The sequence below is a fragment of the Rheinheimera tangshanensis genome, from assembly GCF_014645135.1.
Taxonomy (GTDB): Bacteria; Pseudomonadota; Gammaproteobacteria; order Enterobacterales; family Alteromonadaceae; genus Pararheinheimera; species Pararheinheimera tangshanensis.
On the sequence record NZ_BMLH01000011.1, the window covers coordinates 137,782 to 154,752 of the forward strand.

The following is a 16,971-nucleotide window of genomic DNA, read 5'->3' on the forward strand; positions in this document are numbered from 1 at the left end:
AAGCTATAGCTGATTGTCTGAGCAAGTTGCTGATTTAGCAAGGTGTTCTTCAGAATTTGGATCTAAAAATCAACCAGAACCTGCTGTAAATCGCCCATCGCATCTTGCTGTAAGGCCTGTTGTCTTTCCTGCTCAGTTAAAATACCCACAAAAGGAGTGCGGCGGCGTAACTTACGTAAATAGGGACTATCTTCTGTAATACCTGCACAGAATTGTTCGGGCTGCTGATACAACTCCAGCACTGAAACCCAGTGCATGTAAGCGCCATAACCCAGCTGGCCGTTGTCGCGTCGCTCCTCCAGTTTGGCGTTAACCTGTGCCAATAAAGCAGGCTCTGCTAATAATTTGGCGGCAATAGCCTGATGTAGCACCAGAATTTGCCGGTCGATGTTTTCATCTTTAATACCGGTTTTTTTCACCCTGTAGGGTTTGTTTCTTTTATTACTTTTTGGTGTCCACATCGCTTGTATTCTTCAATGTTAATTAATCAGAACCCAAAATAATTGATGTTGCAGCGAGGCGACAAGCGAACGAGACACCAGGAGCATAGTAGTCCTATCTGACTGGGGCGATGAGCGCGATCAACAAAGCTGCGGCTTCAAGTATGAAGGGGTTAATGGAATTCTCTGGAGTAGGACTTCAACGAGCCAAGTAGTGGCGTCAGATCGGTTAAACGTCCGGCAATGATATGAATCACGCCATCTTTTTTCTCAAGAATGCCATTGACCTTCAATAGCTTAGATTTTAAGTAAGCCTGGCGCTGCGCTGAAGCTGTGGCCGACCAGACCACTAAATTACTAAAACCTGTACCATCTTCCAGCGTAATAAAAGTCACGCCTGACGCTGTGCCCGGGCTTTGTCTTGCTGTAACCAAACCTATTACAGTCACCACCGACTTATGGTTCAGTGCGCTAAGCTCTGCGGCCTGCACAAATTTACCCAACAGGCCTTGTTGTTTTAATAACTGCACGGGGTGAGTGCGTAAACTCAGGCCTGTACTTTGATAATCTTCTACTACTTCAGTCAGTTCAGAGGCCATAGGTAACTGATACTGAGTCTGATAAGGCTCAGCCGCCAGTAAAGGTAACTTATGCTGCTGATCCAACAGCTGCCAGCGTGCCTGATAACGTTGACCTGACAGTTGTTGCAAGGCATTGGCACTGGCAAGGGCGGTTAAATCACCATCACTCAGGCCAGACTGCGCTACTTCGTCCAGTTGCTGATAACCGCCCTTTGGCCTGTGTGTTAACAACAGCAGTGCGCCTTGCTGACTTAAGCCTTTGACCAGTCGCAATCCTAAACGAATGGCAAAACCAGATTTAGCTGTGGCGGGCACCATTAAATGATCCCAATCAGAGTCATTGACACAAACAGGCAGCACTTCGACATTATGTTGCCGCGCATCCTGAATCAGTTGGCTGGGCGCATAAAAACCCATTGGCTGGCTATTAAGCAAAGCCACATAAAAAGCCACAGGGTAATAATGCTTTAAATAAGCTGAGACATAAGCCAGTACCGCAAAACTGGCTGAATGGGATTCAGGAAAACCATATTCACCAAAACCACAAATTTGCTGGTAAATACGTTCGGCAAATTCTTGCTGATAGCCTCTGCTTAACATGCCATCGATCAGTTTTTGTTTAAACTGAATAAGCTCGCCGGTTTTTTTCCAACTGGCCATAGCACGGCGCAGCTGATCGGCTTCACCACCAGTAAAACCAGCGGCCACCATCGCCAGTTTAATCACCTGCTCCTGAAAAATAGGCACACCTAAAGTACGCTCCAACACTTGTTGTACCGCAGCAGAAGGATAAGACACAGCTTCTTCGCCATGGCGGCGTTTTAAATAAGGATGCACCATATCACCCTGAATAGGGCCTGGCCGTACTATGGCTATCTGGATCACCAAGTCGTAATAGGTTTCAGGACGAAGTCGTGGCAACATCGACATCTGGGCTCGTGATTCAATCTGAAATAAGCCGACAGTGTCGGCTTTTTGAATGGCTTCATACACCTTGGGGTCGTCACCTGCTTTGGTGATGGCCGCTATGCTTAACCCGGTGTTCTGGTAACGCCGGACTAAATCAAAAGCTTTGCGAATGGCGCTCAGCATGCCCAAAGCCAGCACATCCACTTTCAATAGTTTTAACGATTCCAGATCATCTTTATCCCACTGGATCACGGTGCGATCGGCCATGGCGGCATTTTCTACCGGCACCAGTTCGTACAAAGGCCCCTGAGATATAACAAAGCCACCAACATGCTGGGATAAATGCCGTGGCATACCCACTAACTGCTGCACCAGTTGCACCAGTAGCTGTGCTTGTTTGGCATCAGGATCCAGCCCAAGCTGAGTCAGTTGGCTACTCCAGTGTTGATTTTTATCCCGCCTGTGCAGGTTTTTTAGGAAAAACTCCACCTGATGCAGCTCAAAACCCAGAGCTTTGCTGATATCGCGAAAGGCACTTTTAAAGCGATAACAAATGACAGTAGCAGCCAAAGCTGCCCGCTCGCGGCCGTATTTCTGATAAATATACTGAATAACTTCTTCACGACGTTCATGTTCAAAATCGACATCTATATCTGGCGGTTCTGCGCGCTCTATCGAGATAAAACGTTCAATCAATACCTTGATCTGGCGTGGATCGACAGCAGTTATTGCCAGACAATAACAGACAACCGAGTTCGCCGCTGAGCCACGGCCCTGGTATAAAATCTGCTGTTTTTGCGCAAAGACGACCAAATCATGGATCGTTAAAAAGTAATAGGGATAATTCAGTTGTTCTATTAAATCCAGCTCTTTGTGGATGGTCTGCTGAATATCAGCAGGCACTCCTTCAGGAAAACGTTGTGCCTCACCAGCTTTGACCAAATCCCGTAAATGCTGCATGGCGGTTTTGCCTGCAGGTACCAGCTCTGTCGGGTACTGGTAACTTAATTCATCCAATGAAAAGTGGCATAAATTCGCCAGTTTCTGGCTATTGTCTAAAAGTTCAGCCGGAAATAACTGCTGCAATTTTTTTATCGGTCTTAAGCTTTGTTCGGCGTTACTTAATAGCTGCCGCGCCATATCAGGCACAGCTTTAGCCGCTTTAATGGCGCTTAGCGCATGTTGTAAAGGCAAGCGACTTGCCTGATGCATCAGCACTTCACCTACAGCGCAGCAGGGCAGTTGCAGCTGCTGAGCCAGTTGCTGGCAATAGGGCAAATAAAACTGATCCTGGCTTTGTAATTTGCGGCTGGCTCCCAGCCATAAGCGTTCGGCGTGATGTTGAATTAACCAATGGCCCCAGTACTGATCCGTTTGTTGATCGCCACTGGGCAGCCAGAGGATCTGACAATGCTGTATACGCTGAATATCCCATTCGGCCAGCTGGTAGCAGCCTTTTTCGACGCGGCGTCTGGCCTGAGTAATAATACGGCATAACTCGCTATAAGCGGCTTTATCCGGGCAAAGCAACACCAGCCGTAACTGTGGGTTTAATACCAGCATAGAGCCAATAATCAGCTTCAGTGGCAATTGTTTTTCCTGGATCTGATGGTGAGCACGTACTACGCCTGCCAATGAGCATTCATCGGTAATAGCCAAGGCTTTATAGCCTAAAGCTGCGGCTTGTTGTACCAATTCAGCCGGGCTGGACGCGCCGTGCAGAAAAGAGAAATGACTCTGGCAGACTAATTCAGAGTAATTACAGTGTTTGCTGGCAGCAGTGATCTTCATCAGCTGAAATACCCCTGCAGATACAACTGTTCCGGCTGCTGTAAATCCCGGAATAACCACAGCCATTGGCCCTGTGCATTTTGGCCGACATAATAGTCACGGTGCTGGCTCTGTTGTTGCCACCAGCCACTACTTAAACGTTCAGGACCATAATAAAGCTGTAACTGCTGCTGTTGTTCTGCATCTAACACCAAAGGCGGGTCGACTAAAAATGCGGGGCGCACCGTCGCTAAAGTACCGGCAATAGCAGCTTGTGGCTCTAAAGCAGCAGCATAGCTACTGGCCTGCTCAGGTAGCAGATCATTGTGCAGACAGGGGCTTGTGACCTGATCTTTACCCAAACGAGCCTGTAATAACGACAAGAGCTGTAAAGCCGAATACAGCTGCTGTTTCCCAGCGAACAGGGTTTTGTACTGAGCGTAACGCGGCCCGGCGCGGCGGAGTATCAGTTTGAGCTGGATCACCGGCTTTTTCAGCTTTAACCGCTCCATCTGCAACTCGCAGAGCTTTAGCCATTCTTTGCTTTGGTATTCGCCCTGAGCTGAATGCAGTTGCAACTGTTGTTGCTGCTCCTGACGTTGTTGTAAGCAAAGCTCCAACTGGTAGGCCAGTTGATCCCTTTGTTGTAAATACAGCTGCAGTAAGCCAAACAGATACTGTAAAGGCCCAAGCAACTGGTCGCTGCGCTCCATTTCATACAGCAGTTCCAACTGCTGCTCAAAGTGTTCTGCAGGCTGGACAAACTGTAACAGCGCGGGTTTTGCTCCTGTGAGTTGTTGTAAATAGTGCAGCATGCCTGCCCCAAAACGCCGCACCAGTTCCGCCTGTGGGATCTTTAGTACATCACCCAGTTGAGTCAGCCCAAGCCGTTGTAATTGTTCCTGTAGTTTGTCTGGTAATTGAGCCTGCTGTAGTGGCAAAACCTTGAGTTGTTGCTGAATTTGCTCGTTTTGCAGTAAAAATTGATCCCAGCCTTGCTGCGCCAGTAAACGCGCCACTAAAGGTTGCTGTGCTGTGGCAAAATGGTACTGATAACCCGTTTGTTGCAGTACCTGTTGCAGTTGCTGCCAAAACTGCATAGCACCGCCATACAAAGCCAGCATGGGGCTTAGTTTCAGTACTAAACCGCAGTTGGGCTGCAGTGCTATATCAGCGCAGTATTGATACAACAGTTGAGCTAACTGCTGTAGTTGCTGTTGTTCTTGCTCAGCCTGATGAGGTACTAACTGCAATTGATGGCATAAAGAGGCTGCGGACGCCAATCCCATGCCCAAAGTTAAACCCGCCTGCCTGGCTGCAGAGTTGAGTTGCAGCAACTGATGGTCAGCGCCTACTATCGCTAGCGGAGCTGTTAAATCCAGATGATGACTCTTGCCTTTGTCTGATAAGGTTTTAGTTGCAGGCGTGCTTGAGTGCAGCACGAGCAACTTATCCAGCTGCAATTGCGGGAAATATAAATACAACCAAAACTCCATCTGGGCAGACATACTGCTAGCCTCAGCTGACTCTGGATAAAGGTGGCTTGGAATACTGCTTTTGCTGTAACTCCGGCTTAATAAACTGCGGATACAGCTCTGCCCATGGCAACACGACCTCCTGCTGTTGCCAGCCACCTTTACGTTTCAGAATACGGATCTGTAAGCCAGTCGTTACCGGAGTCAGCTGTAAACTTAAAGCCCAGGGTAAAAGTTGTTGTTCAGCCATAGCTGGGCGGAAAAAATACAACTGGCTTTGGCCTTGTGCTGCGGCTAATTGCAAACGTTTAAGCTGGGTTAAATTTAAGTTGTTTTGCCACAGCAGCACATCGGTACAACTGCCACTTTTTAAGCACAGCTCTGCCGCCCAGAGCGCATCAGCAGAGCGGGGTGCATTCAATTGCAAGACCTGATGCAAAGGCCGCTTTTGTTGTAGTAAGTATTCAGCACAAAGTGCTGCAGGTGGATTGATCCAAACTTGCAGCAGATCCGATCCGGATTGTCCTAGCGCTTTTGAGATCAATTGCAGTTCAGCACAAGCGCCATGGCTTTGTAACTCAACCACGTTATGCTGTGGCCAGCCACCGCCCAGAAGCTGATCCAAAGCGGGAAAACCTGTGCTTTGGCAGTGCTCATAAGGCGCTTCGGTCTGATTCGCATGCCAGATCAGTTGTCTGTTCTGGAGCTGTTGCAGCAGTGCATTCATGATTTTTATCTCAAAATACTGTATATAAAAACAGTATAAAAGATCTGGTTTGGATCGCAAGGGTAAAGTCAGAGTTTTCTGATCTTTTGCTTTGGGTCGATCAGGGCCCTGGACTTATGTTAATGTGCGCGACTTTTCCGCCCCTCTTTATCTAAATTGCTTTGCGCCAGGGCGCTGATCTGACTTAGGGTACTGTGATGACTGAAACCTCTAAATTTACCGCCAAAACCTGGATTTTGATCCTGAGTTTAGTGCTACTCGCTCTGACTTTACGGCCTTCTATGGCCTCTATCGGACCTTTATTACCTTTGATGCAACCAGAATTGCATCTGTCTTTTACTCAGGCTTCGTTACTGACTATGTTGCCTGTACTGGCGATGGGCTTAGGCATCTTTTTTGCGCATCAGTTGGCGATATGGTTTGGCTCTTATCAGGTGGTGTTCTGGGCCTCCATTGCCATAGCCGCTGCTACAGCGCAGCGTTATTGGGCTGTAGGAGCTTTAGATTTAACTCTAAGTGCGATAGTGGCGGGTTTAGGGATTGCCATGGTACAGGCTGTGGTGCCTGGGGTGATTAAACAAAAATTCGGTACAAAAGCGCCTTTAGTGATGGGCTGGTATATCTCCGCCATTATTGCCGGTGCGGCTTTAACGGCCTCTTTAGCAGCGTTTTGGGCCGATTGGGCACAGAGTTGGCGGGTGGCTTTATCCGGTTGGGTGGTTTTATCTGTAGTGGCTTTGCTGTTGTGGTTTTCACAAAAAAACGCTATTGAAAATTTGCCTGTGGTGCAATCGCCACAAAAACCTCTGGGTTTTGCCAACTACGGCCGGGCCTGGACCTTAGCGATGTTTTTTGGTTTGGTCACTTGTGCTTTTACCTGTGTGTTGGCCTGGTTACCTGCGTATTATGTCGAGCAGGGCTGGAGTGAACAAAAAAGTGGCTTGCTGCTGGGGTTGTTGCTGTGCATGGAGGTCGTGTCGGGTTTTATCAGCCCGTGGCTGGCTAGTCGTAAAGCCGACCGTCGTGCTGTACTACTGGTACTTTTAGTCCTGATGGCGACAGGCTTTTCCGGTTTAGTGATAGCACCTGCGCTGGGTTTAGTTTGGGCTTCGCTGTTAGGTTTAGGTATTGGTGGGTTGTTTCCTTTGTCTTTAATTGTCTCGATGGATCATCAACACCAACCTGCCTCTGCCGCCAGTCTGACGGCTTTTGTGCAGGGTATAGGCTATACGCTGGCGGCTTTTTCGCCGCTGATTGCTGGTTTTATCCGTGACTTTAGCCAAAGCTTTAGTATCAGCTGGTTATTATTAGCCGCCATTGCAGTGCTTCTGATGGCGATGGCGACACGTTTTAACCCGGCGTTTTACAGCACAAAATTTCAATAGGCTTTTTTAGGGAGTCGACCATGCAAGCCAATCTGATGTTATTACTGGCCGCGGCGATCTGGGGTTTAGGTTTTGTTGCCCAGCGTTTGGGTATGGAGCATTTAGGGCCTTATTCCTTTAACGGCCTACGCTTTTTGATTGGCGCTTTGAGTTTATTGCCTTTGATCTGGTGGTATCAACGTCAGGGTAAATTGCAGCAGGTCGACTGGAAACTGTTGTTATGGGGCGCTGTGCCTGTTGGGGTTTTACTTTTTATTGCCGCATCACTGCAACAGGTTGGACTTTTATATACGACTGCTGCCAACGCAGGTTTTATTACCGGGCTTTATATAGTGCTGGTGCCGCTGTTGGGGATTTTCCTGAACCATAAAATCAGTGCCAATATCTGGCTCGGTTGCGCTATTGCCGTCTCAGGTTTGTATATATTGAGTGTTGGTGATAATTTTTCAGTCAATTTCGGCGATTTATTGCAGTTGATAGGCGCATTGTTCTGGGCTGCCCACTTACTGACTATTGACCACTACAGCAAAAAAGTGCCGCCAATTTTATTAGCTTGTCTGCAATTTGTGGTCTGCGGTGTTTTGAGCATGCTGGTGGCTTTTAGCATTGAAACACCCACAGTCACCAATGCTTTATTAGCCTGGAAGTCGGTGCTTTATGCGGGTGTGGTGTCAGTGGGTATAGCCTATACCTTACAAGTGATGGCACAAAAACATGCTCATCCGGCTCATGCGGCTATTATTTTAAGCTTAGAAACTGTGTTTGCCGCTATAGGTGGAGTCTGGCTGTTAGGTGAAGAGCTAAGCAGCAGGGCGCTGACAGGCTGTGGTTTGATGCTGCTGGGGATGTTAGTGTCGCAATTGCCACTGCGCTGGTTGTTGCGTTCTAAGGCTTTTACTTAGGAAGCTGGTGATGACCAAACCAGAGTTGCAACAGCACTACCAAGCCTTGTGGCAACAGTCTTTACTGAAGTTTGAACAACATCAATTTGAGACTGACCCTCTGTTAACTGCCAAAGATGATAAGCGGTATGGTATTACTTTGTTGGCCCGTCCTTCTGAGCAGGTAAAACAACAAATCCGGCATCATCTGGCAGAGCTGATGCAGCTGGAGCCACAACAGTATTATTATCCGGCTTCAGATTTACATTTGACGGTCTTATCGCTGATTTCCTGCTATGCAGGTTTTACTTTATCGCAGATAGATACAGCGGCTTATGTTGAATTAGTCAAAGAGGTGATAGCGGATACAGGCCCGTTCCGGTTGGATTTTCAGGGGATCACCGCATCGCCTTCTTGTGTGTTGGTGCAGGGCTTTTTTGATGATCAAAAGCTCAATCAGTTAAGAGCAAAGCTGCGCTCTGCCTTTGGGCAATCGACTTTGCAGCATTCCATTGACCAGCGTTATGCCATTCAAACTGCTCATATGACAGTATTACGTTTCACCCAACAGCCTGCTAACCCCGTGCTGTTTCTGCAGAAAATCAAAGCCTTAACTTCCGTGGATTTTGGCTCTTGCCTGATAGATGAGTTGGAACTGGTAGGTAATGACTGGTATCAGCGCCAACAAAATACAGTGTTACTAAGTCGCTTTGATTTAAACAAATCAGCTGTTAATACTGCAGTTTAAACAACAGTTCTGATAAATCAGGTTGCCACCAAAAATCTTTAGCAACCCGTCCATTTCTTACTATCACACCTTCGGCCAGCAGCAATTGTTGTTGTGTTAAAGCCTGGGGGGTACCTGCTGCAAACGCCAACTGACCACCCGAGCGCATCACTCTGTACCAGGGCAGTTGCAGCTCATCCGGTGCTAAGCCCAGCGTTTTTCCGACTAAGCGGGCACGGCCAGGCAAGCCAGCTAAATCGGCAATTTGACCATAACTGGCAATTTTTCCGGCCGGAATTTGTAACACCGTTTGCCAGATTTTTTGTTGTTTGGATGGCGTTTGTTCAGGCATGGGCGCAGATCTGTCATTATTTTTTTAAGGACAATGCTACAATGCCGCCGCCTTTTTTGCCGGAGTTTTTTATGTTTACCACTATTGACGGTATTCGGCTGCGTATACCTACCGAAGAACCTGTTGCGCCAGAAAGCAGCGATTGCTGTGGCAGCGGCAGCTGCTGTCCTTGTGTCTGGGATTATTACCGTGCACAGCAAAAAGCCTGGCAGGTACAAAAAGAACAAAAGCAAAAACAACTGCAAGAGCAAGAGTAAGAGCCATTTTGCTGACCCTTACTCCGTTGTCCGCTTAATAAGCTTTATTGACCACAGTACGGCCTATAGGGGCCAGACTTAAAGTGGCCAGCTTTAAGTGAGCTAAGCCAAACGGAATGCCGATGATGGTAACAAAACAGGCCACAGCATGAATTAAATGCCCCAGGGCCAGCCAGAAACCGGCAAACACAAACCAAATCACGTTACCGACAAAACCTAGTGGTCCAGTGCCAATATCGGAAATGCGGTTCAGGCGCTCGCGATTGACATGCTCGTTACCAAAAGGCCAGAACGCCATTTCACCAATGACAAAACAGGCGCGACCAAAAGGAATAAATACAATACTTAAAAAGCAGAGTAAACCAATACACCACCAGGCCAGCCCCATTAAAAAACCACCCATCACAAACCAGAAAACATTAAATATCAGTCGTAAAGCACCCATGGTCGTTCTCCTTTTTTCACTTATGCCAAAAGGGTTACAAGATTGGGGCCAATTTTAATTGTGATATAAATCATAAAGATAAAGTTAATGTATGAAATTTAAACCGTGAAAATCACCATTTAATAGTGAATTTCGCCGCTGGTCAGACTGGACTAGCCACAGGAAAAGCTTGCTGAGTTCTCTGGCAACGGCTTTAATAAGGCCGTTTTAAGACTTTAAGACTTTAAGACTTTAAGACTTTAAGACTTTAAGACTAATACCCAAATTAATTGGAGTTGCAGCGCGGCGACAAGTGCACAAGACCCCAGGAGCATAGTTCACCTATGTGACTGGGGCGAGGGCGGGAAGTCAACAAAGCTGCAGCTTCAAGTAAGAAGGGGATAATAATTACAGTATTCGCGGATCCCTATGACAACTACTACTCTTCCTGTACAGCGACAGCTGCTCGGCCATCCCATGGGCCTTTATGTGTGTTTTTTCACCGAAATGTGGGAACGTTTTGCCTTTTATGGCTTAAAAGCCCTGTTGTTTTTATACCTGACCAAACACCATTTATTTTCTGATGACGACGGTTATATTCTGCTTGGCACTTATGCCGGTTTAGCCTATGCCTTGCCGGTGGTCGGTGGTTTATTGGCAGATAAATACCTTGGAATGCGCAAAGCCGTTACTTTTGGTGGCGCTTTAATGGCGGTAGGGATGCTTGGCATGGCCTATAGAGGTCACGCCGCTACCCCAGAAATGGGGTTTGATAATGTCGCGGTGCAAATTATGTATTTGTCGCTGGCCTTAGTTGCAGTGGGGGTAGGTTTTTTAAAACCGAATATTTCCACCATAGTAGGGCGCTTGTACCAGGATAACGATCCGCGCCGTGACTCTGCTTTTACCATCTTTTATATGGGCATCAATATGGGGGCCTTTATCTCCAGTTTGTTTGTTGGCTGGGTCGGTATTGAATATGGCTGGGAATATGGTTTTGGTTCAGCTGGCATAGGCCTGATTTTAGGCTGGCTGGTGTTTGTTACCCAAACCAAACATTTGCAGGGCCAGGCTGAACCGGGTCGTCCTGAGCTTTTGGACGAAAAACGTTTTGGTATTCGCCGTGAAACGCTGATTTATATCGGTGCTTTGATTGGCGTTATTGTGGTGCAGCAAATCCTGCAAACCCGCTTTGACTTTGGCGCTTTAGCAGCCGTTTTAGGTCTGGCTGAAGGCACTGAAATCACGGCCACTGAAGTGGTGGCTATTCTGATGACTATCGCCTTACTGATTTGGTGGTTTAAGTTTATTTTTGTTGAGTGCAGCAAAGTCGAACGCGCCAATATGATAGTGCTGATGGTGCTGATTGGTATCTCTGCTGTGTTCTGGGGCTTGTACGAACAAACTTATGGTACCTGGCTGGCATTTTCCGACCGGGTGATGAACAGCTACACCTTCAACCTGTTGGTCAGCGACTTTACGCCTAACGCTTCACAATTAACTTCGGTGGGCGCCTTGTTTATTTTTGCTTTGGCTATTCCTTTTGCCTGGCTTTGGCCTGTGCTGGATAAAAAAGGCTGGAACCCATCTGCCCCTGCCAAATTTGGTTTTGGTTTATTGTTCGCAGGTCTGGCGCATTTTGTATTGCAATACGCGGCACTGAACCCTGAAGCCAATGGATTAGCTGGTTTTTGGTGGTTTATTCTGGCTTACCTGGTGCTGGAAATAGGTGAGATGGTGTTATCGCCTATAGGTTTATCTGCTGTTACTACCTTGTCGGTCAGCCGCGTAGTCAGCTTAATGATGGGCGTCTGGTTTTTAGCTTCGGCTTTTGGTGAAATGTTAGCGGGGCGTTTTGGTACCTTAGCCTCTATGCCAGCAGGTACTGACACAGGCACTGCATTGGCTATTTATGCTGATGTATTCGCCATTTTAGGTTGGGTTGGGGTAGGCTGCGCCATCTTTATGTTTGCCTTAACGCCACTGTTGAATAAACAAATTCATCAGGCACAAAACAGCTGATGATTTAAACTAAGCGCACAGATGAAGGCCGGGTTTAGACCCGGCCTTTGTGTTTGTGATTATCTTTGTTCTGGCGTTTCAGTTTGAATGGGCGGAGCCAAAGCCCGGCCTGTCATACCTGCCGGAAAGGCTGGCGAGTCACAAACCCGCACAGTGTAACTGTAACCTACAGGCTTATTTACATCAGGTGTGATCACCAGCACTTCGTAGTCGTTAATATGCACCAGATGCTCAGGCTCTGTCAGTTTGCAACTGGACGCGCCAAGGCTTTCGATATGGTAGTTAAAAGACGCCACCAGTTTATTCAACCACAGCATAGTGGGTAATTTAAAACCTCTGTCGCCCATTAAATAGCCGTCTTCAATAAAGATCTGAAACTCCGGGACTTTGCTATGAGGCCCTTGTTGCTGCTGTTGCAACTCTGCTTCACGTTGCTTTATTTCTGCCAGTTGTTTTTGTATCGCTTCAGGGCTGTTTTGTTGCTCAGTCGTGGTCCAGTTTAAAAATTGCTCCGGATGGCCGCTGAAATAGCTGAATAAAGTAAAAGTTAAAATGATAGTAACCACTGGCAAGTAGATAATACGGGCGGCTAAAGTCCAGACCGGAAAAACTTCATCATCCAGCAGATGTTTCGAAGGAACGCCAAAAGGTCGCAACATCAACAGCAGCATGACTTTAATCAAATGCAGCATGGAATAAAACTGCAAGGTCAGCATGCTGCCAATTAAGGTCCAGGCCGGGGCCAGCAGTAAAGCCGCTAAGTTGACGCTGTAAGGTACTATATCAGGCCTTACGCCTATCACACCGTTGACCAGAGATTCGGCATAAGCAAAAGAAAAATTCAGCACTATGGCGTAGAAAGTCAGGATACAGGCTTTGCCTAGCAGGCTGTGCCACCAGATAGCAAAGCGTTGCCACATTTCTTTGGCTGTCGCGAGCAGTAATAACACAGAGCCTATTTTTGCCAGAACGCTGTTGTCTGCCCCCAGTAACAAAAACAGCAGAAAAAACACTGTGGCCAGTAAATAACCCCACTGGGCAAAATGTAACTGTGCTAAACGGGGAAAACGCTCATTCCATGCTTGCATAAGTAGTTGATCCATCGTGTTGTTTTTATGCCACTATTGTTAGCACGATGCGGCTTTTTGCTCAATCCGTCTGACAAAAGAATCAGACATGCCACTTGGCTCAAATTTCCCACGCTGAACTAAACACAGTTGCACCAGAGCGCTTTCCATGGATAATTTAACGCCTTTGTGCTTCACAAATGAAAACTACAACGAAAAACCCCAAGGGATCCTATGAAATCTGTTTATTTGCTTAGTACCTTAGCCTTGGCTATCAGTTTTGCCACTACTGCCGACGAAGGTCAGTGGCAGCCACATCAACTGGCTGAATTACAAAAAGAATTAACCGCCAAAGGCATTGAAATACCAGGCAAACAGCTGGCTGATTTAAGCCAGTATCCTATGAATGCTATTGTCAGCCTTGGCTACTGCTCGGCTTCTTTTGTTTCACCAAAAGGCCTGGTGGTGACGAACCATCACTGCGCCTACAATGCTATTCAGAACAATTCGACCAAAGACAATAACCTGATTGATAAAGGCTTTTTAGCTAAAACTATGGCTGAAGAGCTACCAGCCGGGCCGCAGGAACGCTTGTATATCACTGAAGCTGTGACCGATGTAACTGCACAAGTTACCGGTGCTTTGGCTGCAGATTTATCCGGCAAAGCGCGTTATGAGGCGATAGAAGCCAACCGCAAAGCGCTGATTAAAGACTGCGAAAGCGATGCGAATTATCGCTGCTCTGTGGTGAGTTTTCACCATGGCATGGAATACTTTCAAATTAAACAGCTGATGCTGCAGGATGTACGTTTGGTGTATGCACCCTCAGAATCTGTAGGGAATTACGGTGGTGATATCGATAACTTCGAATACCCACGCCATACAGGCGATTACACCTTTATCCGTGGTTATGTCGGCAAAGATGGTAAACCAGCACCGTATTCAGTGGATAACGTGCCTTACCAAAGCAAAAACTTCTTAAAAATTAATGCCAGTGGTGTACGCCAGGGCGATGGCATTTTATTGGCTGGTTACCCTGGCCAAACCAGCCGTTACCGTTTAGCCGATGAAATCTCTTTTGCCGCCGACTGGCAATATCCGGCTCAGGTAAAAACCTATCAACAAATGATCAACACCATTGATCGTTTAAGTGCCGCTGACGGCGACCTAAAAGTGAAATACGCCTCCACTGTCAAAGGCCACAATAACCGCATGAAAAAACTGCAGGGTTTATTGGATGGTTTTAAAGTGACGGATATTCAGGCCATTAAAGAAATGCAGGAAAAAGCCTTGCTGGATTGGATTAAAGCCGATGCAGAGCGCGCGCCTTACCAGCAAAGCATTGATGCATTAAAGCAAGTAATAGACGCCGAACAGGCTTTTACCCAGCAAACTTATTACTTTGAAGCGGCCAAACGCAGTGATTTATTACAAGCCGCTATTTTGCTGTACCGTTTAGCGCAGGAAAACCAAAAGCCGGACGCAGAACGGGAAATGGGCTTTCAGCAACGTGACTTAAAAATGATCGAAGGCCGTTTAGCCCGGATGGAGAAAAGCTTCCACCCGACTATGGATATCGCCATTTGGTCAGAACAGCTCGCAGAGTATTTAGCTCAGCCTGATGCGGTGCGTGTAGCAGAGTTAGACGCCGCTTTAGGTTTAACTGCTGGCATGAGCCAGGCACAGGTTGCTGAAAAAATCACAGCGCTTTACCCACAAAGCAGCTTAACCAGCACCGAAGGGCGTAAAACCTGGCTGGGTAAAACACCAGCTGATTTTGCGCAAAGTGCAGACCCCTTTATTCGCATCGCAGTGGCTATTTCTGACAAAAACCTGGCTTTAGAAGCTCAGGATAAAGAGCTGAAAGGGCAGCTGTCCCAAGTGCGCCCAGCTTATATGCAAGCTATTATTGCCTACAACAAAGCACAGGGAAAACCAGTGTACCCGGACGCCAACAGCACCTTGCGTATCACTTATGGATCTGTGGACGGTTATCCGGCCAAAGACGGTGTCTATAAAACGCCTTTTACTTCAGTGAAGGGGTTAATCGCCAAACGTCAGGCTGAGTATCCGTTTAACGCGCCGCAAAAGCTGGTGGATGCCTATCAGGCAGGTAAAACAGCTGGCTACTTTTATGCTGACTTAGCTGCCCAAAGCAAAGAGCCTTGGTTCTGTGGCATTTTTAACTGCCCAAAAAACGAGGTAAAAGCCTTTAACTCGGTGCCGGTCAACTTCTTATCCAGCGCCGACACCACAGGCGGCAACTCAGGCTCAGCAGTGATGAACGGCAAAGGCGAGTTGGTGGGCTTAAACTTCGATTCGACTTATGAGTCCATCACCAAAGACTGGTATTTCAACCCGGAAATCACCCGCGCTATTCATGTGGATATCCGTTATGTATTGTGGATGATGCAATACGTTGATAACGCTGATAATTTATTGGCAGAGATGGAAATAGTAAGGTAATCAACCCGTCGAAAATACTGTAGGGGAGGGCTTTATGCCCTCCCGTTTTAAATTCCATACCGATCTCTATGGGTCTTGTACCCGCCCGTCTATGGATACTGTTGTGCCCGTTGACGGGGCGGGACAAGCTACGCCCCCTACAATCCTCCCGTCTATCGTTCAGTCAGAAACTCTCCAAACCTTCACCCATTCAGCAACAAAGACAACGGACTTTTCACTGCATTGCCACCCCGATTTAATACATGGGTATAAATTTGTGTAGTTTTTACATCGCTATGGCCGAGTTGTTCTTGTACTGTTCGAATATCAACACCTGCTTCTAATAGGTGAGTTGCAAAACTATGACGTAAGGTATGGCACGTAACATTCTTTGATATTTTTGCCAATCTGGCTGCGACTTTTATAGCGCGTCTGACGGTAGTTTCATCCAAATGATGTCGACGGATAAGTTTAGATTCAGGGTCAAGGCTAAGCAGGTTGGATGGAAATAAATAATGCCAGCCAATCTCTTTTGGCGCTGCTGGATATTTTCGAGCCAACGCAAAAGGCAACCAGACTCCAGCATAAGAGGGGTTATGAAGATCAGTCTGAAAATGCTGTTTTACATGTTCTATTTGCAGTTTCAGGGAAGGAATAAGCTCTGGTGCCAAAGTCACACGGCGGTTTTTATTACCTTTACCCTGCCAAACCAGCACCGACAAATAATCAAAATCAATATCCTGCACCCGCAGCCGAACTGCTTCCATTAAACGCAATCCACTGCCATACATGATTTGCGCCAATAATTTGTATTTAGGCTCAATAACAGCCAGCAACTGCTGAACCTCAGCACGAGTAAGTACCACAGGCAGTTTTTGCGCAACTTGGGCTTTATTAAAATTAAGGTTTAGCGACAGTGGCCGCAGAATAATATGCCGGTACAAAAAGCTCAGTGCATTTAAAGCAGTAGCCTGAGTTTTTATGGCCACAGTACGCTGATTGGAAAGGTAAGATAAAAAACTCTCCACATCGGTATCGGACAATTGATTCGGATGCTGTTTGTGATGAAACAAAATGTAGAACCGAATCCAATACAAATAGGTTTCGACGGTGCGCTTGGCATAACGCCGCGACACTATAAATTCCCTGACGTAATCCAAAAAAGGCGAGGCCATTTTTTGCTCCTGAATAACTGTTTAAATAAACAGTGGTTCAGTTTGAGTAAAAAATCCACCAACTAGCGTGCAGGCTGTATAGATTTTGTCGGGCATAAATTTACTGATTTCAGAAAAAGTTGTTGAAATAGAGGAACATCAGCGTTAATTTGCTATGAGTAAAAATCATGAAAGAAGGCGGAAAAATGTTCGACTTGCGGGCAGAAACCCTTCTATTAAATTGTTGAACTAAGCCGCTACGCGGAGCCTGATTTCACAGACTGAGTCTGAGCTTCCACACTTACTCCGGGACTGTTCCCAAGACAACCGGAGAACCATCATGACCCCTTTACGC

General features: G+C 46.9%; 14 protein-coding genes. 6 read left to right on the plus strand and 8 right to left on the minus strand.

Annotated features, from left to right (window positions below):
• Nucleotides 1–62: 62 nt before the first annotated feature.
• The 4 genes from IEW88_RS17070 to imuA form a co-directional block, all read right to left on the minus strand.
• A complete protein-coding gene (locus tag IEW88_RS17070; protein WP_147905099.1) occupies nucleotides 63–461 on the minus strand; it encodes a YggT family protein in 399 nt (132 codons plus the stop codon).
• 152 nt (nucleotides 462–613) lie between these two features.
• Nucleotides 614–3,721, minus strand: coding sequence for an error-prone DNA polymerase (locus IEW88_RS17075; protein ID WP_147905098.1), 3,108 nt, complete (start codon nucleotides 3,719–3,721; stop codon nucleotides 614–616).
• Complete coding sequence (locus IEW88_RS17080) at nucleotides 3,721–5,208, minus strand: Y-family DNA polymerase (protein ID WP_147905097.1); 1,488 nt, start codon at nucleotides 5,206–5,208, stop codon at nucleotides 3,721–3,723. The genes IEW88_RS17075 and IEW88_RS17080 overlap by 1 nt, the downstream gene beginning before the upstream one ends.
• 10 nt (nucleotides 5,209–5,218) lie before the next feature.
• On the minus strand, nucleotides 5,219–5,902 hold the full coding sequence (gene imuA, locus IEW88_RS17085; RefSeq protein WP_147905096.1) for a translesion DNA synthesis-associated protein ImuA: 684 nt from the start codon (nucleotides 5,900–5,902) through the stop codon (nucleotides 5,219–5,221).
• 197 nt (nucleotides 5,903–6,099) lie between these two features.
• On the opposite strand from imuA, the gene IEW88_RS17090 reads away from it, so the two are divergent.
• The 3 genes from IEW88_RS17090 to IEW88_RS17100 are packed head-to-tail and all read left to right on the plus strand — an operon-like array spanning nucleotide 6,100 to nucleotide 8,916.
• Nucleotides 6,100–7,287 carry an MFS transporter gene (locus IEW88_RS17090; RefSeq protein ID WP_147905095.1) on the plus strand — a complete coding sequence of 396 codons (1,188 nt, stop codon included), beginning with the start codon at nucleotides 6,100–6,102 and terminating at the stop codon, nucleotides 7,285–7,287.
• A 20-nt stretch (nucleotides 7,288–7,307) separates the two neighbouring features.
• A complete protein-coding gene (locus IEW88_RS17095) occupies nucleotides 7,308–8,189 on the plus strand; it encodes a DMT family transporter (protein ID WP_147905094.1) in 882 nt (293 codons plus the stop codon).
• Between the two features lie 10 nt (nucleotides 8,190–8,199).
• Entirely contained in the window at nucleotides 8,200–8,916 is a 717-nt protein-coding gene (locus IEW88_RS17100) for a 2'-5' RNA ligase family protein (protein WP_147905093.1), read from the plus strand.
• Here the strand turns inward: IEW88_RS17100 and IEW88_RS17105 are convergent.
• On the minus strand, nucleotides 8,900–9,247 hold the full coding sequence (locus tag IEW88_RS17105) for an MGMT family protein (protein ID WP_147905092.1): 348 nt from the start codon (nucleotides 9,245–9,247) through the stop codon (nucleotides 8,900–8,902). The two genes, IEW88_RS17100 and IEW88_RS17105, sit on opposite strands and share 17 nt — an antisense overlap.
• 71 nt (nucleotides 9,248–9,318) lie before the next feature.
• On the opposite strand from IEW88_RS17105, the gene IEW88_RS17110 reads away from it, so the two are divergent.
• Nucleotides 9,319–9,504, plus strand: coding sequence for an oxidoreductase-like domain-containing protein (locus IEW88_RS17110; RefSeq protein ID WP_147905091.1), 186 nt, complete (start codon nucleotides 9,319–9,321; stop codon nucleotides 9,502–9,504).
• A gap of 34 nt (nucleotides 9,505–9,538) precedes the next feature.
• On the opposite strand, the gene IEW88_RS17115 is transcribed toward IEW88_RS17110, so the two are convergent.
• On the minus strand, nucleotides 9,539–9,949 hold the full coding sequence (locus tag IEW88_RS17115) for a YccF domain-containing protein (protein WP_053423148.1): 411 nt from the start codon (nucleotides 9,947–9,949) through the stop codon (nucleotides 9,539–9,541).
• Between the two features lie 408 nt (nucleotides 9,950–10,357).
• Here IEW88_RS17115 and IEW88_RS17120 point away from each other — a divergent pair, with 408 nt between their 5' ends.
• Nucleotides 10,358–11,950, plus strand: coding sequence for a peptide MFS transporter (locus tag IEW88_RS17120; protein ID WP_147905090.1), 1,593 nt, complete (start codon nucleotides 10,358–10,360; stop codon nucleotides 11,948–11,950).
• 59 nt (nucleotides 11,951–12,009) lie between these two features.
• On the opposite strand, the gene IEW88_RS17125 is transcribed toward IEW88_RS17120, so the two are convergent.
• Entirely contained in the window at nucleotides 12,010–13,038 is a 1,029-nt protein-coding gene (locus IEW88_RS17125) for a hypothetical protein (RefSeq protein ID WP_147905089.1), read from the minus strand.
• Nucleotides 13,039–13,251: 213 nt separating this feature from the next.
• Between IEW88_RS17125 and IEW88_RS17130 the strand changes: the two genes are divergently transcribed.
• Entirely contained in the window at nucleotides 13,252–15,483 is a 2,232-nt protein-coding gene (locus IEW88_RS17130) for a S46 family peptidase (protein ID WP_147905088.1), read from the plus strand.
• 182 nt (nucleotides 15,484–15,665) lie between these two features.
• Here IEW88_RS17130 and IEW88_RS17135 read toward each other — a convergent pair whose 3' ends face one another.
• Nucleotides 15,666–16,637, minus strand: a complete 972-nt coding sequence (locus IEW88_RS17135) for an integron integrase (protein WP_147905087.1) — start codon at nucleotides 16,635–16,637, stop codon at nucleotides 15,666–15,668.
• Between the last annotated feature and the right edge of the window lie 334 nt (nucleotides 16,638–16,971).